Genomic DNA, 24,211 nt, shown 5'->3' with positions numbered 1-24,211 from the left:
TCTTTTCAAATGAATTATACTTACCTTTAATCTAGGATATTTAATGGATTTACTTTGCGAAATAAAATACATTTTGGCTGCATCGTAGGTACAAGGCCTGAAATCATTAAAATGATGCCCGTCATTCGCTTGCTGCAGCAAAGCTCCTGGGCTTGCGTCTCTGTAATTAATACCGCACAACATCGCAACCTCCTGGATGATATGCTTGATTTATTCCATATCAAGCCCGATTTTGATTTAAATATTATGGTAAAGAACCAAACTCTTGGCGAACTCACGGCAAATTTATGCGAGAAGCTTGAGGTATTATTTCATGAGCAGCGGTTCAACGCCGTGCTGGCAGCAGGGGATACCAGCACAGTTTTTGTTTCAGCGCTCACTGCATTTTACAATCAAATCCCGTTCGGCCACATTGAAGCAGGGCTAAGAACTCACAACCCGAGGCATCCCTTTCCCGAGGAAATGAATCGAGTCTTAACCGCTCCTTTAGCTACCTGGCATTTTGTTCCAACAGCACAGGAGAAAATCAACTTGTTACAGGAAAACATCCGGTCCTCTGCTATTATGGTTACGGGAAATCCGGTCATCGATACGCTTTTATGGACTCTTAATCATACTGACACACATTACCGCCAAACAGAGAAAAGCATTATCACCGTCACAACCCATAGACGTGAAAATTTTGGTGAAAATTTACAAAAGATCTGCCAGGCGATCCTTGAACTATCGTTAAAATTCCCGCAAATACATTATGTAATACCGGTACATCCCAATCCTAATGTGCACCAAGTAGTTTATTCCATGCTTGCCAATAAGCCTGGAATTGAGCTGATTTCTCCCTTGCCTTATGATGCATTTGTACACTTGATGTCTCAATCCATGCTTATTTTGACTGATTCAGGAGGCATACAGGAAGAAGCTCCCGCGCTTGGCGTGCCTGTTTTAGTGTTACGGGAAGAAACGGAACGGCCTGCCATCATTGAAGAAGGAGTGGGAATGCTGGTCGGCGCTGAAACAGAATTTATTGTTCATAATGTTGCAAGGCTCATCGAGGATCAAGATGCTTATTTCTCCCTGGCAAAGGGAATCTCTCCTTATGGGGACGGCAGGGCAGGGGAAGCTATTGTTAACCATTTGCATGAGATATTTTGCCCTTAACCCGTTTTTGCCAAAGCTCAGATTTTAATCAGGCAGAGATAACCTGAAAAAAAGATAGTCATTTTAATTTTCTTTATCGATGAGTACAAATACCGGTTTTAGAGGTTTAAACCGGTGAATAATACTTTCAATTAGAAATTCATTGGTTGGGTCTTCGATGCCTATGGCTACCATTTTCCGGTTCTTTTCATGGGCAATAACTTTGGCTTGATGCTGCTCTGCCCAATGTTGCAGCTTTAGCGATACCCCTTCCACCTGTGGAGGTATTCTTGATTTTGGAAAAATTTTAAGCTTGTATTGTTTTGATAACAAACGCAACAAGGTTTTTTCATCGACTAAATTAAGTCGCCTCAAAACTTGTCCCAGCCGCTCGCCTGTTTTCTGCTGCTCTATGGCTGCCTGATTGAGCTCTCTTTCAGTGATTAATTTATTTTCCAGCAATATATCACCAAGCCTTCGCCTATAAGGAATCAGAATATGACTGCCTGGAAACTGGTGGTCAGTCTTGTCCCAGTTTGGCTGTGCTTGTGTTGAGGCTTTTTTTTTAGGGGATGAGAAATAAACCTTATAGGCTCTTAACAAGGCATGCAAATTCAGCAAATTCCCGTAAAACACTCGGGGGATGGAGAGGATGGCAGGCACTAGGCCATATATTCTGGCAATTGCGATAAAGCGTTGCATCAAGCGTTGAACCATCAGTAAAGTCACAATAACAACCAACCACCACACCCAGGGATGAAAATTAAACTGTTCTTGCAAGGAGGGGTACTGGGGATATTCATAAGTTAAAAAAGTGTAGAAAAACCAAAATAAAAAAACAAAATAGCCAAAGCCATTGATAAAATGGGTAATAAACGATTTTCTGTCATGGAGCAAGGTAAATCTAACCGGCCAGGATTTAGGCCATTTTGCATGCAGCCACTCCTGAAAAACAATGCCAATTATCCATCTTGCTTTCTGCCTGACCGCTTTTTTATATTCCATTGGAAATAAGGCCCGGGTTGCAACATATTCTTTCTCTTTCTCTAAAACATAGCGCCTGCGGAATATGCCGCGTCTTTTCCACTTCATACGCTCAACGGTCTGGGTCACGAATATCTGCTTTAGGCCAAGCATGCGGATCATGAGCGAGGTACGATAATCTTCCGTCAGGGAGTCAACTGAAAAAGGTAGCCCTGTTTTAGGATCAGACAATGCCTCAAGCGCACCGCACCAAAATGCCGTACCGACTCCCGCAGAGGGCACATGGCCGTGTATAGACTCCCGTACAATGATATCTTTGGTGTGGTTTTCGGAAAACTCATCGGCATACAGCCAGTGAGTAAAATTCCAGTAGCTGACAGCAAGGGGGAAAATTGGAATTTGAATCATCTGCTTCTGCGGAATAAGGTAGTTATAAAGCCTGAACGACAAGGGATGAATGATATCTTCAGCGTCATGGAAAACAAAAATCTCAAACACCAGTCCTGATTTTTTTTCATATTCTTTAACATATTGATAAATGGTATTTAAATTGGCAGCTTTATTGGTAGGCCCTGGTGTTTCGCCAATAACGCAGCGCACATGCGGGTTAACCGATGCTGCTTCCTGAACTTCTTTCACCGTTTCGGGATCATTGGGATATACCCCGACAAACAGGCAGTAGTTCTCATAATCAATGGCGTAACAGTTGTTGCGGAGCATGTTTCCTATCACGCCTGCTTCGTGCCAGCAGGGAATGAGCACTGCAATTCTTTTTTCCTTGACAGACAACAGCTTTTCATAGGTCAAAGGTTCAAATTTACGCAGTTTCCACTTACGGATCACATAACGAATCCAATAATAAATATCAAAAAAAAGATCATCTATGCCAGACAACACAAAAAGCACTGCCAAAAAAATCAGCAGGTACCACATCACTAAATAAATAACGATGATTAAATTATAAATATCCATTACACTTTCACATAATACAATAATTGCACAATATTGTTGTTGTAATATTTCCCGTAAGGGTTGACAGAGCCGCCTGCAGGTAAATATACGCCTCTAATCCATTCCATTCTCAATTCGAGATTAAACCGGTTGTAAGGGATAATCCCAAGCCCGGGACCGACTTCTGCAATATTGTTAAAAAATTCACGCCTTGTATCTTCAATAATCCGGCCCGAAAGGTATAGGTTGACTAAAGCATTATGGTATTGGACAAGATGGATGCCTTGGTGGGTTTTAAGCGTACCAATGACGTTATTGTCATATCTTGAAAAATAGGTGATATCCCCATAAAGCGTGCTGTAATAATCGGGTTTAATTCTTAAGCGTTCATAATAGGCCGTTTTTTTCCCAAATTCATTATAATACATCACTCCTCCGCGCAAATCTCCGCGCCAGGGGTTGCGGTTACGAAAAACCAAATCATAAGCGCCGCCTGCTTCTACCCAGCCCACAAGGGGCAGGCGCTGTATCGGGCTTATCTGAACCCCGGTTCCTATAATGCGGACATTATCCTCATAAATTTGCGGAAGCTCTCCAACAGACGAGGATTTATTGTCGTCTGTCTGCCGAAATAGCAGGTAGGTTTTGGTTTGCCAGCGATCATCAAGTTCAACGCCCAACCGTGCGATCAACGGCCTTACTGTTAAACCAAAACGGCTCTGGCTAAACGGCGTAAAAAAGACTTCACCAAAATAGGGTTTGGGGAAAGCCTTGGTTTGTAATCCTGCGAGGTTAACCAGCGCATTTTGAGCCTTAAGGGCTAATGTTTGATCCGCGCTTTTTGCTGCCAGTTCAAAATATTGGTACGCAAGCGGCTGATTGTTGTCAAGGTCCTGAAGATATCCTAATTGCATGGCAAGTTCTGGTTCTTGAGTATTGCGATAGGCTCTTGTAAAAAAATGGATGGCGGTTTTGCGGTAATTTAAATCCAAAGCCAAATATCCTGCCTCTTTTAAGGCTTGGGTATTAGTTGGGTATTGCTTCGCAATCTTTAGAATCAACCGCCAGGCAGCAGGCTTATTGTCTTTTTTCAATTCATAAAATTGATTCATTAAGCCCGCTTCAGGGTCTATGTGCTGCGGCATCGCAATCGATTGGTCCTTTTTGAAGGACAGAGCCTCTCCTGCCAGATAATCAAGGCTTTTTAAAGCGGCATCCCGTGTTTTGGCAAAAGGCGCGCGCGAGGCAATCAAAAAATAATCTCTTGCAGCATTCTCATCTTTTTCCGCAAGATAAAGATATGCGATTTGCAAAGCAAGTTCAGGGGTTGAATTTTGCTGATAGGCGTTTAAAAAGAAATACAAGGCTTCCCCTATCCTCTTCCTGCGCAACGCGAGATATCCTTTTTCCTGAAGAATGAGGGGATTGTCGGTGCCAAAATAAAATGCCATATTCAGGAAGTCAGCCGCGTTTTCGTTTTTATCAAGCTCGTAATAACGGTCTAAAAAAGCATGCTCAAGTTTGATTTTTGGAAGCGGGATTAACGATTTTACCTCAGCATGCAACCTGAGATGAGGAATGTAGGATTTCATGTGCTGTAGAAGATATAACGCCTGCTGTCTGATGGCGAGATCAGCACTGGATTTTAAGGGAAAAAGCGTTTGCCGGGCTTTATCCCACATACCAAGCTGGTAGTAAATCCGCGCTGCTTGAAGCTGATACTGTTCCCGCTTTTCTTCAAGGCGGCTTAATCGTTTGATTAACGGCAAAGCGTCTTCCAACTTCCCTTTTTCAAGGTAAAGCCGGCTTAATTCCCGAAGGGCAATAATATTGCTTTTTTCCTGGCCTAAAATAATTTTCAGCGCGACTGCCGCCGCTTCTTTATTCTTATGTTGCAAAAAATAATATTTATTCAGCAAGACTGATGTATCCCTGGGTAATTTTTTGGCTTCATTCACGGCCAGATAAATAAAAAAAACCAGCATAATGATAAATACAGAAACCACAAATAAAATTTTGTTTCTGAACATTGAGGATTGACTCTATGAAAAATCCTCCCTATACATTACGGGAAAACTCTGGAACTTTGCAATTACTGTTAAAAAACAAAAACACTGTTTATATAATAGGAGCAATCGTGTTATTAATTGAACACATCCTGCCAGGAACTGACTGGCGATTGCCTGGCTGCTACTCCACTCACGCCATTGAGGTTGCTTCCGCCGCTGCCGGTCAGGACAAAACTTGAACCATCATAATGAAAGCGCACGCCGCCATTACCCACTATCCAGGCATTCGTTGTGCTGATAACATCAACGCCCCGTAAATCCTGGCCGCTAATCGATATTGGCCCTGAAACGGCAAAATTAACATCAAAACTGTAAACCACGCCATTATCCCCGACAGCCATGCCAAAATCGGCAAGCCCATCATTGTTGGTATCAATCACAGAAACCGAATGCATCGGCGCACTGGTAGTCACCACTGACCAGGAGCCATTGCGCCAGCGGAATAATTTCCCCTGCGTGTTGTTTTGGGTAGAGCGGCTGACAAAGTAAACATCTACAGGCGGATTGTTGCCGTTGGCAACGGCATCAACCCCATAAATACGGCCAATTCGATTAGCCGCTGGCGGCAGGCTTGAACTGGCCCATTGCGCACCGTCATAAACCATGATAATGCCGCGGTTGCCGCTGCCCGTTCCATCCCTGCCGCCCACTGCCCAGCCGATATCAGCAAATCCATCGTTATTATAATCTAGGGTTTTTATCCCAAATAGATCGCGCTGTTGACTGCCCGTTCCCGATGTACTGACAGTTTTTCCGCTGCAGGGCAATAGGCACCAGTTTGCAATGCTGTTGCTCCCGTCACGAACCCAACGCACAATGGTAAACTCATTGCCTTGCCGAGAGCCGACAGCCCAGGCTTCACTCTCCGAGGGAGCGTCAACGCCATAGAGATCGCGGTTTCCTGAAAACGAGGGCTGAAATAGCGTCCAGGCATTCCCCTGCAGGCGCGCAACTCTCGCTTGCGTATCCGCAACTGCCCATCCCTCATGGTAATTGATCATGGATATGGCATTAAACTCATATGCTCCAGGGGACATGGATTCCCAGGCATTTTCATTGGTTGGGCTGTTCCAGCGCAAGATTGTGCCGCCGCTGCCTGCCGCAAATACAGCAGGCTGCTGCATGCCTTGCTGGTATTCGCGCGTTGCTTGCGGGTTATTGGCGGGCGCATTGCCAATTGAAGCCATATTGCATTGGTACTGACTGACCAGGGCGCCTTCAGGATGGGATGCGGATGTACTGCCATCTTCGGCGCGGCTGATTCCGGTTAAGATATTGCCATTGACCCGTTGATATTGAAATACCTCCCTGCCGATCAATACACGTCCGCCGCCTGTAACAAAAACACTGCCGTCAGTCACAGTGATGCTTGCCGGGGTTCCACTGCTTGCAATCGCAGTCGATAAAGTGGCAAAGGCATAACGGGGGTTTATCCCGACAGCAGGGCTTACAGTAAAATTTCCGGTCGGAAGCGAGGTGAGGTTTGCAAGCCCCGCACAAGTTTGCCGATCAGCAAGCGCCGGCTCTGTTAAATTGGCACGCCCCTGCTCAAGTCCGCTTTCTGCTAAAGCGGATGCTTTGGGAATGGCGGAAAGATTGACGGTATAGGCGCTCGCCCGAATAAACATGGAAACCAGCGTTGCGCTTAAAATGGCGAATATGACAATCACCACCACAGTGGCCAGCGATAAAAATCCTTGCTGTCGTTTCATAATAATTTTCTAATCAAGGTTCCTGAGGCTAATGAATAGGGAATATTGTTCTCACTCACGGTTAGCGACACCGTAATAAAGCGCACTTCAGCGGGTAGCGCCGTTGTTGCAAAGCCCGCATTAAAATAGGCGAAAGAAAACGAGGTTACATTGTTGCACAAAGGCTGCGCGCCGCCGCCATTCACATTGCGCCTTAATGTGGTGCCGCTTAAATCAATAACAACCGTTTCTCCTTGCTGGTTGACAAAGCTTAGTGCGTTTGAGCTTATGGAATTGATGCTTTCAGCGCTTTTGATTTCACGCAGCATATTATCCATAGCCATATTGGCTTCCCCTGAGACACTCACAATAGGTTTAGTAGCAAAATAGGCAGAAAAGCCCTGGCTTAAAAACAATCCTATGATGCTTGCGACAATGCCTGTGAGGAGAATCACCAGAATGATTTCAATGAAAGTGAATCCTCGCTCTTTCTTCATTGCACAAACCTCGCCACAACCTGTGCTGACCCTGATCCTGAAACATTCACCGTGACGGTGGCAATGCCTCCCCCTGATGTAATGGAACTGTTCACGTTAAGACCCGCACTGGCTGCAAAATTAGCCAGGGGCACACAGGCTGCGGGGGGGCTGCCTGAAGCACAAGGGTCGCTGATATTTGCAAAGCCATCCACCAGCCGTCTTTGCACAATAATATTCATCCGTGCATTTGCCAATTGTGCTGCTGCCATCAGTTGGCCAGGCTCGTTGCTCCTGCCCGCTACTGTGTTGAAAGCAACCAGCGCTGCCACGGCACTGATGCCAATCACTAAAATAAAAACAATGAGCTCAATTAAGGTAAATCCAGATGCCTTGTTCATTGTATCAGTCCTGTCTGCGGAATGACGCTGACGGTTCTTGTCTGCCCTGCCTTGGTGACGCTAAACGTCAGGGTGCTGCCCAGGGGTGATGAGCCGCCATCATAAGGCGTGCCTTTGGAATCGAAGATAATTGTGGTCGCAGGCGATACCGTTACCCCCGCCGGATAAACCACATTATTGCCGCCTGTTTCAGGATTGGGGACGGGGCTGCCGTTTTGATCCTGGATTTGATAGGAAGCGGCACCGACCACCAGGCGGTAGCGTTGATTATGGCTCATGGACAAGGCTTTGGTGTAGCGTAAGTCCTGCAGTAACACATCTGCCACTCCCTCTGCCTGAAAGGTATTCTGTAATCCTGCGGGCGATGTCAAACTCACGCTGATTGCAATGATGCCTATCAGCAAAAGGATTACTACCATTTCAAGAAGCGTAAATCCGGATTGCAGCACCTTATTTTCCCCGTAAGATCCCTTAATTCAATTATAGCTATTCAGTCAGGAGTTATCCTTTAAGCTTTTAACTGTTCTTTAAGCAGAAGCATTTCATCGCGCAGTTTGGCGGCTTCTTCAAATTCCATATTTTTAGCATGAGCAAACATTTGTTTTTCAAGCGTTGCAATCTGTTTGATTAATTGCTCGGCGGGAATGGTTTTATAATCCGTTTTTTTGTCATCGGCTTTGGTTTTCCGCTGACCCGGCGCAGGGGATGCTTCCATAATATCGGTTACCGATTTTTTAATGCCCTTCGGGATAATGCCATGCGCCAGGTTAAAAGCCATCTGCTTTTCGCGCCGGCGTTCTGTTTCATCAATTGCACGGCGCATGGAGCCTGTAATGCGGTCAGCGTACATAATGACACGGCCACGCACATTGCGCGCCGCACGTCCTATGGTCTGGATAAGGGAACGGTCCGACCGCAAGAACCCTTCTTTATCGGCATCTAAAATTGCAACCAAAGACACCTCCGGCATATCAAGCCCTTCGCGCAACAGGTTGATGCCCACCAGCACATCGAATGCGCCAAGGCGCAACTCACGAATGATTTCCACCCGCTCGACCGTATCAATATCAGAATGAAGATACCGCACCCGCACCTGATGATCGCCCAGGTATTCCGTTAAATCCTCAGCCATGCGTTTGGTCAGGGTGGTGACCAATACCCGTTCGCCGTCAGCTACCACTTGATTGATTTCAGATAATAAATCATCCACCTGATTGGCAACAGGACGAACTTCCACCCTGGGGTCGACAAGGCCTGTAGGACGCACCACCTGCTCTGCGATATTGTCTGCCTGTTCAAGCTCATAGGATCCGGGAGTCGCAGAGACGTAAATTGTCTGCGGAGAGCGCTCGATGAATTCTTCAAACCGCATGGGACGGTTGTCAAGGGCGGAAGGCAGGCGAAAGCCATAATTAACCAGCGTTTCCTTGCGCGCGCGATCGCCCCTGTACATCCCGCCTATTTGCGGAACAGTGACATGGGATTCATCAATAACCAATAAGGCGTTTTGCGGCAAATAATCAAACAGGGTCGGGGGCGGTTCCCCGGGATTGCGGCCTGAGAGATAACGGGAGTAATTTTCAATGCCTGAACAATAGCCAAGTTCCAGCATCATTTCAATGTCAAATGCAGTGCGCTGTTGCAAGCGCTGCGCTTCAAGGAGCTTATTTTGCGCGGTTAACTCGGCAAGGCGTTCTTTCAGTTCTTCCTTGACCTCATCAACTGTTTTTAATATCCGCTCGCGGGGCGTCACATAGTGGGTTTTCGGAAAAATGGTAATCCTCGGCAGGCGCTGCAAAATCTCACCGGTAAGCGGGTCAAATGTGGCGATGTTTTCCACTTCGTCATCAAACAATTCAATTCTTACCGCATCTTTTTCTGCGTCAGAAGGAAACACGTCAATCACATCGCCATGGACGCGAAACTGTCCCCGCGCAAGCGTTTGCGGGCTTCGTACATACTGCATCTCAGCGAGACGCTGCAAAATTTTGCGCTGACTGCACTGTTCTTGACGTGACAGATGTAATACCATATTGAGGTACGAATCCGGATCGCCCAGACCATAAATGGCGGAAACAGTCGCTACGATAATCGCGTCTTTACGCTCAATTAATGCCTTGGTGGCAGACAAGCGCATCTGCTCAATATGCTCATTGATGGAGGCATCTTTTTCAATGAACGTATCTGAAGCAGGAACGTAGGCTTCCGGCTGATAATAATCATAATAGGACACAAAATATTCAACGGCATTGTGGGGGAAAAAGGTTTTGAATTCTCCATAAAGTTGTGCCGCAAGCGTTTTATTAGGCGCCATAACGAGGGTCGGACGTTGCAAGGCTTCAATGACATGGGCGATGGTAAAGGTTTTACCGGAACCTGTAACGCCCAGAAGAATTTGCCGCGCCAAACCGGATTGCACTCCCTCAACCAGCGAGGCAATTGCCTGCGGCTGATCGCCTGCGGGCTGATAATTTGAACAAACTTTAAATATTTTTTTCATAATTGAAACTATACATGGCAATCAGAGGGATTGCGAGGGAGAAACACCTACCTAGAAAGTATAGCTTTTTTTAACACCGAAGCATAAACCAAATTCGCTAAATCAGGAGCATTCGATGAATATCGCTTTAGCAAACCGCATTGAAGAAGTGAAACCCTCCCCAACGCTTGCAGTCGCCGCAAAAGCCGCAAAAATGCAGGCAGAAGGACGGGATGTGATAGGTCTTGGCACAGGCGAGCCGGATTTTGATACGCCGGAACATATCAAACTGGCAGCCATTGCGGCTATCGAGGCAGGATTTACCAAATATACAGCAGTTGACGGCATTGCCGAACTGAAAGAAGCCATCCGCAACAAATTCAAACGAGACAATGGGCTTGATTATGAAGCGAAGCAAATCCTTGTATCCGTTGGCGGCAAACAAAGTATTTTTAATTTGTGCCAGGCGTTGCTCAATGCAGGCGATGAGGTATTGATTCCTGCGCCTTTTTGGGTTTCCTATCCTGATATCGCCTTACTTGCCGGCGCAAAGCCCGTGATTATTTCGGCTGACTCAGAGCAACACTACAAAATAACGCCCGCTCAGCTTGAAGCTGCAATTACCGCCAAAACAAAGCTCTTTTTTATCAACAGCCCCTCCAACCCGTCAGGCATTGCCTATAATCTCGATGAACTGAAAGCTCTGGGGGAAGTATTAAAAAAATATCCTGAAATTTTAATTGCAACGGATGATATGTATGAGCATATTCTCTGGTCGCATCCTTTTGCCAATATTTTAAACGCCTGCCCGGAATTGTATGAGCGCACCATCGTGTTAAACGGCGTATCCAAAGCATATGCTATGACTGGCTGGCGTATTGGGTATGCTGCAGGACCTGCCCCATTAATCAATGCCATGAAAACCATTCAATCGCAATCCACCTCCAACCCCTGCTCCATTGCCCAAAAAGCAGCCGTTGCCGCCCTAAACGGCGGTGATGAGACGGTAAAAACCATGGTGCGCGCATTTCATGACCGCCATAATTTCGTTGAAAAACGCCTGCGGCAAATTCAAGGCATTGAAGTCATCCCGGCAGACGGAACTTTTTACATTTTCCCAAACGTGCAAGCGGTTATTGAGGAGCGCGGATTCAAAAATGACGTGGAATTCGCGGAAAAATTGCTGGATGAAGCAGGAGTCGCCCTCGTCCCCGGCTCCGCTTTCGGCACAGAAGGCTGCATCCGCCTTTCCTTCGCCACCAGCATGGACATCCTGCATGATGCCATGGATCGCCTGCAAGGCTTTATCGAGCAATAAATTTATGGCAGATCTCTTGACCTCCAGGCGGAATCGTTTTAAGATTTCGCCCTATTCCCCGGTAGCTCAGTCGGTAGAGCGGATGACTGTTAATCATTAGGTCGGCGGTTCGAGCCCGTCCCGGGGAGCCAATTCCAGTCTAGGTTTTGGCGAATTCCAAGTTTTCCCTTCCTGAAACTTGGTACCAGTTTGGGTACCGATTTTAAAGTTTAGATTACTACATTCTATAATTTATAATAAATTTGTTTCCGCTTGCTACAAGGAATCAGTATGACGATTAAAGAGCCACCTAAAGAAGGACTGATAGATAAGACTGCAAAGCTAATTAAAGCTGGAGTTGATTCCTTTGTGCCAGGAGGAGCTATAGCAAGCGTAGCCTTGATGTAGCGCAGCGAAATCAAGGTTTTTTATTCCCCAAATGACGAACTTTCCCTATCCTCCATGCATGAGCCTGCCCAATTTTCATTTAACAGGCTTTGCTGTACAAAATAATGAAATGAAGAGTAAGGCCAATCTCGTAAATGTTTCACCAAACCATGTTTGATTGGATTATAGTGTATGTAATTAACATGATTTTCAAAATCCAGCCAATCTTTAATGGTATGTTCCCAAAATCGCCGCTGCCAAAGGCGATATTCGTTATGGCTGGTTTTTGCTAACGGTATCCCGCACTGATTGATTGATTTTGAAAATATGCCTTTAATACGTTGCCAACGTCCGGAATAATTTGAGTCGCCCTCAGGCAACTTCCAGACCATATGAAGATGGTCAGGTAAAATTACATAGGATTTAATCTGAAATGGATACGTTCTTTTTACCGCTCTAAACGCATCTTTTAATAAATCAATTTGCTCTACTAACAAATTTGATTTCCTATTTTGGAGCGCCACAGTAAAGAAATATAAACCGCCCGGCATAAAATTTCTGCGATAATGAACCACTATAATTCCTTAATTGATTGGACAGAAAAAATGTTATATGAGTAATTTGAATTTATAAACCTTGATTTCGCTGCGCTGCATCAAGGCTACGTTTGTTAAAAAAACTATATCTGGTGAGTAATGTCCCGTTTCTCCCAAATGTCCCGCTCATTTTTATAAGTTTGCAACCAGCATCAAATAAATTTAAATAAAACTCAATATACGATGATTCCCACAGCATAATATACTATAATTAATACAACATGATAAACTAGGATTTCTACAACGTAATATACTATAAATTCAACATTGCATTAAAAAAGAAAACGATCATGAAACCCTCAGAAAAACTGGCTCAATCACTAGAAATTTTACGAGAGTTACAGCGAAAGGGTAAATACGCCATTCTGTCAAAAGATATCAGCAGGACACACCGCGAAAGATTAGTGGAAAATGGATTTTTAGAAGAAGCAGTAAAAGGGTGGTACATTCCTGTCAATCCAGACGAACAAAAAGGAGGTAGCACTGCCTGGTATACCACTTTTTGGAATTTTTGTGCTTCCTATTTAAATGAACGATTTGGTGATAACTGGTGCCTTTCTCCAGAACATTCCCTACTTATCCATGCAGAAAACTGGACTGTCCCTCAGCAGTTAATGGTACGTAGCCCAAGCGGAACAAACCGTAATATGGAATTGCCTCATAATACGTCATTGCTGCAAGTACGGTATAAAATGCCAGTACCGGAAGACATCGAAGTAAAACAAAATTTGAGATTATTTGCACTGGCTCCCGCTGTAGTCTATTGCTCGCCCAAATTCTTCTCTCAATATCCAACTGAAGCCAGAGCGACTCTATCTATGTTTAATAATGCCTCCAACCTACTTCATTATTTACTGGGTGAAGGGCACTCTACGATAGCGGGAAGATTAGTTGGCGCCTTTAGAAATATTGGCAAGGTGCAAATAGCCGATGATATCAAAATGACTATGGAAAGCGCTGGGTATCAGATTCGCGAAGAAGATCCTTTCATTACAGATACACCCATTGATTTCTCAAAAGCGAATAAACCACCTTATCGCAGCCGATTAGAAATGATGTGGCATGAAATGCGGCAACCTGTCATCGATTATTTCCCAAAACCAAAGCACAAGATTACCAATACTGAAAAATATTTAGAATCAGTTGAAGAAAGCTATACCAATGATGCTTACCATTCATTGTCCATTGAAGGCTATCAGGTCAGTGCGGAACTCATCGAAAAAGTACGCTCCGGCCAATGGAATCCTGATGCGTTTGAAGATGATAGGAATCAACGAAATGCCTTAGCTGCAAGAGGATATTGGCAGGCTTTTCAAGCCGTTGAAAAAAGTCTGGTAAAAGTACTGGCAGGAGTTAATCCGGGAACCGTCATACAAAACGATCATGGCAGCTGGTATCGAGAGTTATTTCAGCCCAGTGTTATAGCCGGTCTATTAAGACCAACTGATCTGGCTGGTTATAGACGGAATTCTGTTTACATCCGTCAATCAAAACATATTCCAGCCAGAGCACAAATTGTCAGTGAATTGATGGAGGAATTCTTTCAGTTAGTGAGTCAGGAAAATGATCCTGCTGTTAGAGTTGTGCTTGGTCATTTCTTTTTTGTATATATCCATCCTTATCCAGATGGTAATGGCCGAATAGGCCGTTTTCTAATGAATGTGATGATGGCTGCCGGTCATTATCCTTGGACAATTATTCCGGTTGATAGAAGAAATGAATATATGGAAGCTCTAGAGCAAGCCAGCGTTCAACAGAATATTATTCCTTTCTGTAAGTTTGTGGCTAGTTGCGTTGGGGTTTGAGCACTCATACAATTTAAGCACCGCAGCTTTGCCATTACGATACAATGCGTTTAAATCTCATGGAGATATCAAAACCACAGGCATGCGCGTATTTTTCCAACGTTTTCCAGCTGGGGTTGCTATTCCCTTTCTCCAGTCGAGAAACATTACTTTTTTGCGTTCCCATTCGCTTTGCAAGCTCTTCTTCGGTTAATCCGGCTTTTTGCCGCATCGTAAATAAGAAGTCAATTAATGCAAACTCTGACTCTAGTGCGTAACTTGTGTATTGTTAATTATTCATTGCTTATTTGCTATCAACTACAAAATAATCAGACTATTTCAGCATAAGGGAAACAACACCTCGCAATAAGTTCAACAAAAGATGGAGCTGTAAATGAGAAGTAAAAAGGGGAGGTTTACAAAATATCTCGATTATCAACTACACTATAGTTGCCTCAAACTTATTTTTGGAGATAACAATGACGGATCAATCAGCCAACTCCCGAACCATTAACGGTATTGATACCCAGGCTCTAAAACAGACTGTGAGTGATATTAAAGAAAATCCCGATCTTGCGCAATGTGAGTTTCGCGTCCATAACAAGTGGATAAAAGGAGATATGAATCAATCTGAAGTTTTCGGTTATTTCGCAGCTGGAAGCGAACAGCGACATAGAGAAACCTTCCGTTTTCTTGCTGCAGAACCAGAGTTGTTAGCAGGAACAGATAGCGGAGCAAACCCCGTTGAGTTGCTTTTGAGTGGTTTATCAGCCTGTATGACAACCACTATAGCCTATTATGCGGCATTAAATGGTCACAAAATTGAAAAAATGGAATCAGAATTCAAGGGTGAGCTTGATTTGCAGGGTTTATTAAATTTGGATGCTGGTGTACGTCCTGGTTACCAAAAGATCAAAGCAAAATTTAAAATTAAAACAGATACGCCTGTTAAGGAACTTGAGCAATATTATCGCTTTTCACCAGTATATGATGTCGTTTCAAAATCCGTACCGGTTGAAGTGAGTTTTGAAGCTGATTGATTATTCCTTGCATCGGATTCTTGTGGCATAAGCGCCACTTAATCGCAAGACCTAACTTATCGCAGTGAAATGGTGGTCAGGAGTGGTTTTGATAATTGCTATGCATTTTTAATCAATCTTTAACGTTGCTTGATAACCCAGTTTAGAGCTGGGTGAGATATCATTTTTTTGCTAATTCACTGTCATCGGTTCATTAATTCAGGGGATGCGATACCTTCATTTCGTATTTTGTTAATCATTGCTTCAAGAGGCAATGGGTCAGCTGGCCTCTCTCGAAGCTCTTCAATTCTTGTAACAGCCCATTCCTTTAATTCACGGGTGTTTTTTGAAGCAGACATTTGGTGCATAACAGGAACAAGCCAGTTGCGCAAATCCGTCAGGTTAAAATCTATCTTTTCAGGCACCATATGAGATAAATCAATTTTGGTCATGGCCCAGTTTTAGTTTTTTGCCTACCCAGTGACATCCTGAGTCACTTTACCTGCCACAAGATAAGGATCAACCGGTACACTATCTACTGATTGATTTGGCGGGACAACCGCATATAATTTCCGGCGAATAGGCTTAATATGGCCAGACTTGACGTAATATGTTAGCGCCTTATTGACGGATATAGCTTTAATTGCCCCATGTTCTGACTTGAACAGCGCAAACTCCTCATATCGAAACACTGGGTGGTCATAAAAAAATTGTTCTACCTTCATTTGCCTTAATCTCCAGTAATATGCATATATTGGTAATTAATGGGATCAAAGCAAATATCATGGGTTGTTACTCACCTTCAATGTTTTTGATTACAACCTGATTTACCTTGGTTATCAGTGCGCAAATTCAAATAACTACCCTCTGTTTCCTAAGACTAAACATTAAAACATACGGTTGTTTTATTTATAAACAAATCAAAACAACCGTATGTTTTATTGACTTAAGCAGATTATTACTTATAATTTAGTATATTACTAATGATAAGCATATTAAATGAAACGAACTTTATTAAATTATCTGAACAACTGGCTGGTTTCATCTGACCGGAAACCTTTAGTCATTCGCGGGGCAAGACAAGTTGGTAAAACATGGCTGGTAAGGCACTTAGCTGAAAAGACAGGAATGCAACTAATTGAACTCAACTTCGAGAAGCAACCCTCCTATGCCAGCCTTTTTGCTTCTAATGATGTAAATCAAATTTTATTAAATTTAAGTACGGTATTAAATCAGAAAATAGATCCCTCAAAGTGCTTATTGTTCCTGGATGAAATACAGGCAGCACCTCAACTGCTTGGCAAACTCCGTTGGTTTGCAGAAGATTTACCCCAATTAGCAGTAATCTCCGCCGGCTCTCTATTAGAATTTATCCTGGCGGAGCACTCATTTAGCATGCCAGTTGGACGGGTTAGCTATATGCATTTGGAACCATTGTCATTTGATGAATTTTTATTAGCAAATGACAAAAAATCACTTTACGACTATTTAAATCAATATGAGTTAAGTGTCGATATCCCATCTGCGATTCATGAGCAATTAACTACTTTATTTAAAGAATATCTGATTGTCGGCGGTATGCCCGCCGTAGTCTCTAATTGGGTTGCTGAACGCTCTCTGAATAGAGTTAGTCAAATACAAAATGACTTATTGGCCACCTATCGCGATGACTTTTCAAAATATAAAGGTCGCTTGGCGACAGAAAGATTAGAAGAAGTACTGAATTCTATCCCCAAAATGCTTGGACAAAAATTTGTATTTAGTCGAGTTAATAAAACAATCCAAGCATCAACAATAAAAAACGTATTAGATCTGTTAGAAAAAGCCCGAATTAGCCATCGAGTACAAAGCAGCTCAGCAAATGGTGTTCCCCTCGCATCTGAAATTAAAGAAAAATTTTTTAAAGAAATTTTCCTTGATGTAGGCTTATGTAGTACTGCACTAGGACTGAGTTTAAACCAAATTAATTCAACAAATGAAATTCTTTTGATTAATAATGGCGGCATCGCTGAACAGGTAGTTGGCCAATTGCTAAGAACAATTGAACCACCCTATATTGCACCGGCTTTGTATTATTGGCATAGGGAAGAGGCCGGTTCAAGCGCTGAAATTGATTATGTAATCCAACATGGCAATAGAATAATACCTATTGAAGTAAAAGCTGGTGCCACAGGAAGCCTAAAGTCATTACATGTTTTCATGGGATTAAAAAAATTACCTCTCGCCTTGCGAATTAATTCTGATTATCCAAGTAAAATTAATGTAGATGTAAAAGATAGTCTAGGGAAATCCGTAAACTATACTTTTATATCCCTTCCCTTTTATCTTGTGGGGCAGATACACAGATTACTTAGTTTGCTCAATTAACATATACAGTGCAAAAAATGAATTATAGCACTCATATAGGTTTGACATTATTTGTCGGTATCACTCAATAAATTATTAATGCCGACTGATTTTGTCAAAAATCGAGCATTCGCAAGAAACTGATGTGGTCAAGCAAATTTGTACAACCCAGTTAAGCCGCGTTTTTCAATAAGCTCCAATAGCGATTTTCATATTGATTAGGGCTTTGATAATCCAAAGACGAATGCAATCGTTGATTGTTATAAAACATGGTAATGTAATCCAGAATATCCTGTTTTGCCTCCTTCCTTGTTTGATAATTACGCCAATGCACTCGCTCGTCTTTCAAGCGACTGAAAAAAAGCTCTCGGCCACACTGTTATCCCAGCAATCGCCTTTTTTGCTCATACTGCCGACAAGGCCATGTTGATTGAGAAGGTCACGATATTGTTTGCTGGCATATTGTGTGCCTCCGTCTGAATGCACAATCAATCCGGCTTTTGGCTTTCTCTGCCAAATGGCCATTGTTAACGCATCACAAACCGTATTAGCTTTCATTCTCGAGTTCATGTTCCAGCCAACTACTTTACGGGAAAACAAATCAATCATCACAGTCAGGTACAACCAGCCCTCATGACGTAGTTTAACCACGTCATACTGATACTGAACGCCCCAGTGCAGGTTATCTTCCAGCCTGGGCATAGTTAGTTGTCCTTGATGAGCATAAAGACTGAACAGTCGCCGACTTATAATCAACAAACAGCAATCTTGCTATTCTACATCGTCTAGATTTGATATTATCAGCACACCATCGATTATTTCTTACTTTTTAATGACCAGCCAAATTTTGCAGTTTAAAATTTCCCTAAAGCACTCTAAGCCACCTATTTGGCGCCGTGTTCAAATTCCTAGTGATAGCACCTTTGAAGATTTACATTTAATCATTCAAATAGCCATGGGTTGGTGTGATGAGCATTTACATGACTTTTGTATCCAGAAAGATAAGAATTCAGAGCCCCTTATCTTTGGCGTTCCATCAGAAGATGATTTCGGAACCGTGGAAACTAAGACCGAGTGGGACTACCAAGTCATCGATTTTTTAGCTCCTAAACAAAAAATGATTTATACATATGATTTTGGTGATAACTGGGAACATGAAATTCTTTTTGAAAAAATAATTGATCCAAAACCCAATCAGCTCTACCCCGTCTGCACCGCAGGCAAGCGTGCCTGTCCGCCAGAAGACATAGGTGGCATCTGGGGTTATGAGCACTTTTTAGAAGCCATAAAAGATCCAGCGCATGAAGCACATGAAGAAATGCTAGAGTGGGTCCATGATGAATTTGATCCTGAGGCTTTCGATCCTAAAGAAGTTGTGTTTGAGTAACACCACTTATACTCTACCCTTGTAACTTAGCCTCGTGTTCGGAGTGAACGTCCAGGATTGCTAATGCTTTGTGTTCTTCAAATCTTTATGTTCAAAAGCTGAAGCCATGCGGTCAATCTCCCTTTTTGTCAAACCAAATTGGGTAGCAACCGATCGCCATTCACCTACAGCTAGCGCAACCTCTTTTATAATTTCAAGTGCTCTTGCTTTCTTTATCCGAAACTCATCAATGACGGAAAGCGCCAAATCAATAGAAGCCGTTGGATCATCATAATCTATCGACGTTGATAACATAACCTCAGCTCGGCATAAGTAAGCCTAAATTTTTATTAAGTGAATGGATTTTGAGGGAAGGTTTTCTTGGTTTGAGCATATAAGCAGCTAAGCCGGATAAAAGGTTAATGACAAAATTATCTGGTTTACGATGTCTGGTATGTTCAATTTGGCAAATTGATTTTAATTGCTCAATTACTGTTTCAACGATACTGCGTTGTCGGAGGAAATATTTTTCAAAAGTTGAGAGTATTTTAGCCTTCATGTTTCTGCGTACCTTTGTGATGAGCTTAACTCCTTTCTGGAAAAGGCTTTCCTCTTTTTTCTTTGAAAGATACCCCTTATCAGCTGCGGCAAGACCATGGAGGTTTTTGAAAAGCTGCTCTAGTGGTTGACGGTCATCCACATTGCCTTTTGTTATGCAAAAAGCAATTAATTCACCAAGATGATTAATCACAAGATGGAGCTTAAAACCGAAAAACCAGCCCATTGAGGATTTGCCACGTTCCGCTATTCCGGCAAATGTTTTATGGCGATGAATGCGCTTGTTATGACATACTTGCAGGGTGGTTGAATCAACATAATACAGCCCTGTCTTCTTCCCCATATGCGACAGCAAATAGGATGATAAAGGCGTCACTACCGATGACATGATTTCTACGAACCGATTATAGCTGACAAGTTTCGGAAAATACGATTTCATATCCATCTCCACGCATTCACGATAATAGTCTTTAAAAGTGCGATAATGGCTGAGATGAAATAAAATCATGACCGTCATGATTTCACTGGCTGACAGCCTGCAAGGGCGTTGTCTTTTGCGATTCGGTGATGGAAGTAAATAAGGCGACATTTCTTTAAACCATGCCTTGCAAAAATCATCAATATCACAGAATATTTCTACTATCGGTGCTAACATCTTGTTTCCTTTCATAATTCAGGCGTGAATTTTAAAAAAACAAAATGTATATAGCACCGCTAATTTTTTCAATAATTCAATCACATAACCTTATTCTTATATCGAGCTGAGGTTAAATTATTTTTTTTTTCCTTTTAGGGGCAAGGCTATTTCTTCTTTTGTGTTTTTTTGAGCGATAGTTAAGTTAAGCAAATCATATGCAGGTGATATGGAAATTTTTCTATCCTTAGTTATTAGGGAAAAATTTTTTAGGTGCATGTCCTCATTGCCGATCAGGAAGTTAAACAACGTCAACTTAAATAACTTCACAAATTCAATTTTTGGGAATTTACAAAACTGTTCTATGATTGCAATCACTTTTTCCATGGAACTTTTATATTTTGTATGCCGATCTTCACCTGATAGCTGTGCAAAATCTTCTAAAGCTAACTTTTTATTATGGCCTATTCGATCAAACCGTTTAATGAAGTAGGTCAAACTGTTGATGTAAACCTCCCTTTTTTAGTGCCAGTTATAATTAGAGTTTTCCGACCTGTTTTTAATCAATCTGTAATCCAAAGGTGACATATCACCGAGTGATTCATGTGGTCTTTCTTCGTTATATTCTTTCATCCAATTTCGGGTAATATCACGTACCTCATTGAGACTTCTAAATAGATAAAAATCCAATATTTCATTCCGATAAGTTCTATTGAACCGCTCCACAAATGAATTTTGAGTTGGCTTACCCGGCTGAATAAACTCAAGAATAACACCATGCTTTTCTGCCCAGTCCGCTAACGCAAGGGAAATAAACTCAGGTCCATTATCAAGTCGCAACTTTGCAGGATATCCTCGATTGGCGGCAATATGGTCAAGTACCCGAATAACCCTTAGAGCAGGCAAGCTCAAATCAATTTCAATGGCCAAAGCTTCCCGATTAAAATCATCTACCACATTAAAAGTCCTGAATCTTCTGCCGCAATTGAGGGCATCACTCATGAAATCAGCTGACCATGTATGGTTAAGGGAATCGGGCACAGCAAGAGGTTCCGGGTGGCGGGAAGCTAATCTGCGTTTTCCTTTTCGCCTTATATTTAACTTCAACTCACAATAAACACGGTATACTCGTTTATGATTCCAGGAGAAACCTGCCTGCCGCAATTTGATAAACAACTTCCTGAAACCATAACGCGGATAGCGGGCGGTGTTGGTCACCAATTCTCTTATCACCGCTTCATCCTTATCCATCGCCGGCTGATAGTAGTAAGCTGTACGACTTAAGCGTAATAGTGCGCAGCTTCGCCTGAGGCTCAGACCATGTTCCTGCACCAGATAATCAGCCATTTCCCTCTTTTCAGCCGGCTTCAAAGCTTTTTTTCTATGACATCCTTCAGTGCACGGTTTTCCAGGGACAAATCAGCAAACATCCGTTTCAGCTTTGCATTTTCTTCCTCAAGTTGCTTCATGCGTTTAATATCTGAGGCTTCCATCCCACCGTATTTTGCTTTCCAGTTGTAATAGGTGGCATCGGATATCCCATGTTCCCGGCATACATCCTTTACCAATCGTCCTACTTCAACTGATTTTAATATGTTTAAAATTTGATTTTCTGTAAAGCGACTGCGTTTCATCGTTCCTCCTCTTTTTTGCTTATTTTGCCGGAGAAACTCTAATTGAAAATGGTGCTATTTTAAGGGAGGTTTACACGACACAGAATGTATGATCTGCAATGCAATTTCCGAATCGATAAGGTTTTAGAAATTCTTGGCCACAATGAAGTTTAAAGTGCTCTTCCTTAACCATCAATTCCTGGTGGCCTGATTTGAAACAAATACCACAATTACAAAGAGTAATTGTTAAATTATGAGTGGCAGAGGCTTCAAATTTGATATTACCGCAATGACATTGTCCTGTGTACCATATCCTTGCTTTATTTTCTTCAATTGTTTGCATATTATTTTCCATACAACATCCTAATCAATATTAAATATATTGCGCCGTGGCGAGCGACTTTGATATTCGTCATTTAAGCTATGAATTACTTCAGCGACAGATTTCGTGCCAATAAGATTATTTGCTGCTCGTACGCTTAGGGTACCTTCAGCCAACTCTTTATCTCCTACTACAATAATATAATTAATTTGTTTCAGTTGGGCTTTACGTACTTTTTTATTGATAGATTCATTATCGAAATCTACCTCGGCGCGTAATCCCGCTTTTATAAATTGTTCTAATACGTTCTGAGCATAATCATGATGATTTTCTGCAACTGGTAATATGGTTGCCTGGATAGGGGCCAGCCAGAGTGGGAATTTACCTGCGTAATGCTCAATAAGAATTCCAAAAAAGCGTTCTATTGAACCATAGACTACGCGATGAATCATCACTGGGCGTTGTTTTTCTCCATTCGCATCAATGTAACTTAAGTCGAATCGTTCAGGTAAATTTAAGTCTAATTGGATAGTCCCACATTGCCAGGTTCTACCAATAGCATCTCTAATATGAATATCAATTTTCGGCCCATAGAAAGCACCATCGCCTTCATTAAGCTTATAATTGAAGCCACAACGTGCTAATGATTCGATTAAACCATTTGTTGCTAATTGCCATTGTTCATCACTTCCAATAGATTGCTCAGGGCGAGTTGATAGCTCTAAGTGATAATCTAATCCAAATAGTTTATACATAGATGTTGCCAATGATAAAACCTTATGAATCTCATCTGAAATGTCGGTAGGCTTCATAAAAATGTGAGCATCATCTTGATGAAAGCAACGAACTCGAAATAATCCTGACAGAGCCCCACTAAACTCATGCCTATGTACTACTCCTACTTCAGCGATTCGTAAAGGCAGTTGCCGATAAGAATACATATCTTCCTTATAAAACAACATACCGCCTGGGCAATTCATAGGCTTTAATACACTTGTTTTTTCATCGACTACGCTAAGGTACATATTTTCCCGATAAAAATCCCAATGTCCTGATGTTTCCCATAATTCATGGGACATAAGTATCGGTGTTTTAATTTGTTTGTAGCCTTCTTTATTATGTTGCTCCTGCCAATAAGACATAAGTTCATTCCAAATAATCATACCTTTGGGATGAATGAATGGCATACCAGGACCTTCCTTATGGAAGGAGAATAAACCAAGCTGTTTACCTATAACGCGATGATCACGCTTTGCAGCTTCTTCTAAAAAATTCAAATGCGACTTTAATAATTTTTTATCTGGAAACGAAATACCATAAATCCGTGTGAGTTGGGGATTATTTTTATCAGCACGCCAATAGGCGCCAGAGGTTTTCATAAGCTTAAATGCTTGTACTATACCAAAATGAGGAATATGAGGACCTCGGCATAAATCAATAAAATCATTTTGAGAATAGGCGCTTAATCCTTCATCTAGATTTTCAATCATTTCGATTTTAAATCTATTATGGGCAAAAATTTTTTTTGCCTCTTCCTTATTAGAATACTCAATGCGCTTGGGCTCAATTCGCTCTTGAGTAATTTTTTGAATTTCTGCTTCAATTTTGGGGAAATCATCAGCTGATATCGACAAATCAGCAAAGTCATAATAAAAACCAGACTCAATTGCAGGTCCTATTGTTGGTTTTGCTTCAGGATATAAGCGAGTTATCGCTTGAGCAAGAATATGTGCTGATGAGTGCCAGAATATTTCTTTTCCTTCAGGATCTTCGAAAGTTAGAACTTGAACATTATCCCCATCTTTGAGTTCACTATTAAGATCCTTCAGTAAACCATTTATTTTAAGTGCTAACGCTTGATGACCATTGAGAGTTTTTTTAATATGGCGTATCAAATCAAAACCACTCATACCAGACTCTAACTCAACGACACTCCCATCCGTAATATTTATTTGCATAAAATTCTCTTTAACATCATGTGTATTATCTGATTCTTTATATAGATTGAATTTTTTCTACATCTGTAACCTATAATCTAGGCAAGAAATTATTATTTTGAATGAAAAAATTTAAGCCTTTTGTGCAAGTTGTTATATCATAT

The 24,211-nt window shown here is 42.1% G+C and carries 22 protein-coding genes, 1 tRNA gene and 2 pseudogenes; 7 read left to right on the top strand and 18 right to left on the bottom strand.

The window, feature by feature from the left end; translation table 11 throughout:
- Positions 1-54: 54 nt before the first annotated feature.
- A complete protein-coding gene (gene wecB, locus Llon_RS10545; protein WP_083503323.1) occupies positions 55-1,158 on the top strand; it encodes a non-hydrolyzing UDP-N-acetylglucosamine 2-epimerase in 1,104 nt (367 codons plus the stop codon).
- Positions 1,159-1,221: 63 nt separating this feature from the next.
- Here the strand turns inward: wecB and Llon_RS10540 are convergent, their stop codons facing one another.
- The 7 genes from Llon_RS10540 to uvrB all read right to left on the bottom strand — a co-directional run bounded on the left by Llon_RS10540 (position 1,222) and on the right by uvrB (position 10,209).
- Positions 1,222-3,093, bottom strand: a complete 1,872-nt coding sequence (locus Llon_RS10540; protein WP_058530008.1) for a glycosyl transferase family protein — start codon at positions 3,091-3,093, stop codon at positions 1,222-1,224.
- Positions 3,093-5,102: a tetratricopeptide repeat protein gene (locus Llon_RS10535; RefSeq protein ID WP_058530007.1), complete on the bottom strand. Its 2,010-nt coding sequence runs from the start codon at positions 5,100-5,102 to the stop codon at positions 3,093-3,095. Before Llon_RS10535 ends, Llon_RS10540 begins: the two co-directional genes overlap by 1 nt.
- A 113-nt stretch (positions 5,103-5,215) precedes the next feature.
- Entirely contained in the window at positions 5,216-6,853 is a 1,638-nt protein-coding gene (locus tag Llon_RS10530) for a type IV pilus modification PilV family protein (protein WP_058530006.1), read from the bottom strand.
- A complete protein-coding gene (locus tag Llon_RS10525; protein WP_058530005.1) occupies positions 6,850-7,329 on the bottom strand; it encodes a competence type IV pilus minor pilin ComGF in 480 nt (159 codons plus the stop codon). The genes Llon_RS10530 and Llon_RS10525 overlap by 4 nt, the downstream gene beginning before the upstream one ends.
- Complete coding sequence (locus tag Llon_RS10520; RefSeq protein WP_058530004.1) at positions 7,326-7,709, bottom strand: type II secretion system protein; 384 nt, start codon at positions 7,707-7,709, stop codon at positions 7,326-7,328. The genes Llon_RS10525 and Llon_RS10520 overlap by 4 nt, the downstream gene beginning before the upstream one ends.
- Positions 7,706-8,158, bottom strand: coding sequence for a GspH/FimT family pseudopilin (locus tag Llon_RS10515; protein ID WP_058530003.1), 453 nt, complete (start codon positions 8,156-8,158; stop codon positions 7,706-7,708). The genes Llon_RS10520 and Llon_RS10515 overlap by 4 nt, the downstream gene beginning before the upstream one ends.
- Before the next feature lie 59 nt (positions 8,159-8,217).
- A complete protein-coding gene (uvrB, locus tag Llon_RS10510) occupies positions 8,218-10,209 on the bottom strand; it encodes an excinuclease ABC subunit UvrB (RefSeq protein ID WP_058530002.1) in 1,992 nt (663 codons plus the stop codon).
- Between the two features lie 115 nt (positions 10,210-10,324).
- Here uvrB and Llon_RS10505 point away from each other — a divergent pair, with 115 nt between their 5' ends.
- Positions 10,325-11,506 carry a pyridoxal phosphate-dependent aminotransferase gene (locus Llon_RS10505; RefSeq protein WP_058530001.1) on the top strand — a complete coding sequence of 394 codons (1,182 nt, stop codon included), beginning with the start codon at positions 10,325-10,327 and terminating at the stop codon, positions 11,504-11,506.
- Positions 11,507-11,561: 55 nt separating this feature from the next.
- A tRNA-Asn gene (locus Llon_RS10500) sits at positions 11,562-11,637 on the top strand.
- 276 nt (positions 11,638-11,913) lie between these two features.
- On the opposite strand, the gene Llon_RS10495 is transcribed toward Llon_RS10500, so the two are convergent.
- Positions 11,914-12,447: an REP-associated tyrosine transposase gene (locus Llon_RS10495; RefSeq protein ID WP_058530000.1), complete on the bottom strand. Its 534-nt coding sequence runs from the start codon at positions 12,445-12,447 to the stop codon at positions 11,914-11,916.
- 311 nt (positions 12,448-12,758) lie between these two features.
- Between Llon_RS10495 and Llon_RS10490 the strand changes: the two genes are divergently transcribed.
- The gene (locus Llon_RS10490; RefSeq protein ID WP_058529999.1) at positions 12,759-14,273 is read left to right on the top strand and encodes a Fic family protein; all 1,515 of its coding nucleotides are present in this window, start codon (positions 12,759-12,761) and stop codon (positions 14,271-14,273) included.
- A 34-nt stretch (positions 14,274-14,307) separates the two neighbouring features.
- On the opposite strand, the gene Llon_RS10485 is transcribed toward Llon_RS10490, so the two are convergent.
- Entirely contained in the window at positions 14,308-14,484 is a 177-nt protein-coding gene (locus Llon_RS10485) for a helix-turn-helix domain-containing protein (protein WP_083503322.1), read from the bottom strand.
- Positions 14,485-14,797: 313 nt separating this feature from the next.
- Here Llon_RS10485 and Llon_RS10480 point away from each other — a divergent pair, with 313 nt between their 5' ends.
- Positions 14,798-15,292, top strand: a complete 495-nt coding sequence (locus Llon_RS10480) for an OsmC family protein (RefSeq protein WP_237758316.1) — start codon at positions 14,798-14,800, stop codon at positions 15,290-15,292.
- A 182-nt stretch (positions 15,293-15,474) separates the two neighbouring features.
- Here Llon_RS10480 and Llon_RS10475 read toward each other — a convergent pair whose 3' ends face one another.
- Positions 15,475-15,723: a hypothetical protein gene (locus tag Llon_RS10475; protein WP_058529997.1), complete on the bottom strand. Its 249-nt coding sequence runs from the start codon at positions 15,721-15,723 to the stop codon at positions 15,475-15,477.
- Positions 15,724-15,744: 21 nt separating this feature from the next.
- Complete coding sequence (locus tag Llon_RS10470) at positions 15,745-15,996, bottom strand: hypothetical protein (RefSeq protein WP_058529996.1); 252 nt, start codon at positions 15,994-15,996, stop codon at positions 15,745-15,747.
- Between the two features lie 274 nt (positions 15,997-16,270).
- On the opposite strand from Llon_RS10470, the gene Llon_RS10465 reads away from it, so the two are divergent.
- Entirely contained in the window at positions 16,271-17,638 is a 1,368-nt protein-coding gene (locus Llon_RS10465) for an ATP-binding protein (protein ID WP_058529995.1), read from the top strand.
- A 151-nt stretch (positions 17,639-17,789) separates the two neighbouring features.
- On the opposite strand, the pseudogene Llon_RS10460 reads toward Llon_RS10465, so the two are convergent.
- Positions 17,790-18,250: pseudogene (locus Llon_RS10460) on the bottom strand (IS3 family transposase); the annotation flags it as partial.
- A gap of 199 nt (positions 18,251-18,449) precedes the next feature.
- Between Llon_RS10460 and Llon_RS10455 the strand changes: the two are divergent.
- Positions 18,450-19,004 carry a plasmid pRiA4b ORF-3 family protein gene (locus Llon_RS10455; RefSeq protein WP_058529994.1) on the top strand — a complete coding sequence of 185 codons (555 nt, stop codon included), beginning with the start codon at positions 18,450-18,452 and terminating at the stop codon, positions 19,002-19,004.
- A gap of 60 nt (positions 19,005-19,064) precedes the next feature.
- Here Llon_RS10455 and Llon_RS10450 read toward each other — a convergent pair whose 3' ends face one another.
- The 6 genes and pseudogenes from Llon_RS10450 to thrS form a co-directional block, all read right to left on the bottom strand.
- On the bottom strand, positions 19,065-19,298 hold the full coding sequence (locus tag Llon_RS10450; RefSeq protein WP_058529993.1) for a hypothetical protein: 234 nt from the start codon (positions 19,296-19,298) through the stop codon (positions 19,065-19,067).
- Between the two features lie 4 nt (positions 19,299-19,302).
- Complete coding sequence (locus Llon_RS10445) at positions 19,303-20,196, bottom strand: IS982 family transposase (RefSeq protein WP_058529992.1); 894 nt, start codon at positions 20,194-20,196, stop codon at positions 19,303-19,305.
- A gap of 123 nt (positions 20,197-20,319) precedes the next feature.
- A pseudogene (locus tag Llon_RS10440) lies at positions 20,320-20,679 on the bottom strand (HipA domain-containing protein); the annotation flags it as partial.
- 18 nt (positions 20,680-20,697) lie between these two features.
- A protein-coding gene (locus Llon_RS10435) for an IS3 family transposase (protein ID WP_237758315.1) occupies positions 20,698-21,809 on the bottom strand; the annotation gives its coding sequence in 2 pieces (ribosomal slippage) (positions 20,698-21,557 and positions 21,557-21,809; 1,113 coding nt in all).
- Positions 21,810-21,879: 70 nt separating this feature from the next.
- The gene (locus Llon_RS10425) at positions 21,880-22,143 is read right to left on the bottom strand and encodes a GFA family protein (protein WP_176579707.1); all 264 of its coding nucleotides are present in this window, start codon (positions 22,141-22,143) and stop codon (positions 21,880-21,882) included.
- An 8-nt stretch (positions 22,144-22,151) separates the two neighbouring features.
- Positions 22,152-24,068 carry a threonine--tRNA ligase gene (gene thrS / locus Llon_RS10420; protein WP_058529990.1) on the bottom strand — a complete coding sequence of 639 codons (1,917 nt, stop codon included), beginning with the start codon at positions 24,066-24,068 and terminating at the stop codon, positions 22,152-22,154.
- Positions 24,069-24,211: the final 143 nt, after the last annotated feature.

The organism is Legionella londiniensis, assembly GCF_001467825.1.
Taxonomy (GTDB): Bacteria; Pseudomonadota; Gammaproteobacteria; order Legionellales; family Legionellaceae; genus Legionella_A; species Legionella_A londiniensis.
This window is presented reverse-complemented; position numbering and strand designations above follow the sequence as displayed.